General features: G+C 74.8%; 2 protein-coding genes. Both read left to right on the forward strand.

Annotated elements, in window-relative coordinates:
- A partial coding sequence (locus tag KBX39_RS30765; protein ID WP_210873901.1) for an ATP-binding cassette domain-containing protein occupies window positions 1-679 on the forward strand: 679 nt, incomplete at its 5' end.
- Window positions 676-1,470: an ABC transporter permease gene (locus KBX39_RS30770; RefSeq protein WP_210873903.1), complete on the forward strand. Its 795-nt coding sequence runs from the start codon at window positions 676-678 to the stop codon at window positions 1,468-1,470. The genes KBX39_RS30765 and KBX39_RS30770, both read left to right, overlap by 4 nt.
- The last annotated feature ends 118 nt before the right edge of the window (window positions 1,471-1,588 follow it).

Below are 1,588 nucleotides of genomic sequence, written 5' to 3' on the forward strand. Positions count from 1 at the left end.
GCCGGCACGGACCGTCGGCGCGGTGTTCGACGGCAACGCGTTCCACCCCGGCCACACCGCCCGTGACCACCTGGGCGTCTACGCCGCGATGGCCGGCTGCCCGGACAGCCGGGTCGCGGAACTGCTGGATCTGCTCGGCCTCGCGCAGGCCGCCGACCGTCGTACCCGGGGGTTCTCCACCGGCATGCGGCAACGGCTCAGCCTCGCCACGGCGCTGCTCGGCGACCCGCGCGTCCTGCTGCTCGACGAACCGTCGAACGGCCTGGACCCGGAAGGCATGTCGTGGCTGCGCGGGCTGCTGCGCCGCCTCGCCGACGAGGGCCGCACCGTACTGGTCTCCAGCCACGTCCTGCACGAGGTCCAGCAGGTGGTCGACGACGTGGTGGTGATCCGGCGCGGCGAACTCGTCGCCGCCGGGCCGTGGTCGCGGCTCACCGGCCCGCCGACGGTGCTCGTCACCTCGCCGGACGCGACAGCCCTGGCCGCCGCGCTGGCGGCCGCCGCCGGGTCCGTCGAGGCCGCCGGGCCCGGCCGCCTGCGGGTACGCGGACTGGACGCGCCGCGCGTCGCCGACCTGGCCGCCGACCACCGGCTGCGGGTCCACGAGCTGGTCACCGAGACCACAAGCCTCGAACAGCTCTTCCTCGACCTGACCACCGAAAAGGCGGAGGCCCGATGAACCTGATCAGAGCGGAACTACGCCGGGTCCTGGCCACCCGCATGTGGACCGGGCTGCTGCTCGCGGCCGTCGCGCTCGGCGGCGGTTTGGTCGGGCTCATGGCGCTCGTCGGGCCGGAGAACTTCGACCCGCCGATGCCCGGCCTGCACACCGAGGAGGGCCTGCGGTCCATCCTCGGCATCCTCGGCTTCACCGCCTTCGTGCCCGCCGCCGCCGGCGCCCTCGCGGCCACGTCCGAGCACCGGCACGGCACCGCCGCCGTCACGTTCATGTTCGCGCCGCGCCGAGGGCGGGTGCTGGCCGCCAAACTCGCCACCCACGCGATCGTCGGCCTCGCCTACGGCCTCCTGCTCGCCGTCGCCGCCGCGGCAGCCCTGTTCACAGTCGCCGCCGCCCGTGGCGTGTCGCCGGGCCTGCCCGCCCCCACGGTGCTGGCGCTGCTCGCCCGCATCGGCGTCGCGATGGCGGTGTACCTGCTCGTCGGCACCGGCGTGGGCGCGCTGCTCCGCAACCAGGTCGCGGCCGTGTGCGTCGTGGTCGGCTACCTGTACCTGGCCGAGCCCGTACTGATGATGATCCCCGGCGTCAACGCGCTCTACCCGCTCCTGCCCGGCGGCGCCACCGCCGCGCTCACCGACTTCACGTACGTCGCCGACGCGATGTCCGCGCAGCTCGGCAGCGACGCCGTCGCGCTCCTGCCGCCGGCGGCCGGCGCGCTGCTGCTGACCGGGTACGCGCTCGCCGCAGCCGCGATCGCCGTGGTCGTCCCGATGCGCCGCGACATCACCTGAGCGTCGCCGCGCGGTCGCCGTCCGGCGTAACAGGGGTGGCGTCGGCCGAAGACGATTCGTACTCTGGTCCTCCGACGTCCGGGGTCGACGGTGGGGGAGGTCGACGCTGCATGGACCC

Source organism: Micromonospora sp. D75 (assembly GCF_018070405.1).
Classification (GTDB): Bacteria; Actinomycetota; Actinomycetes; order Mycobacteriales; family Micromonosporaceae; genus Micromonospora; species Micromonospora chalcea.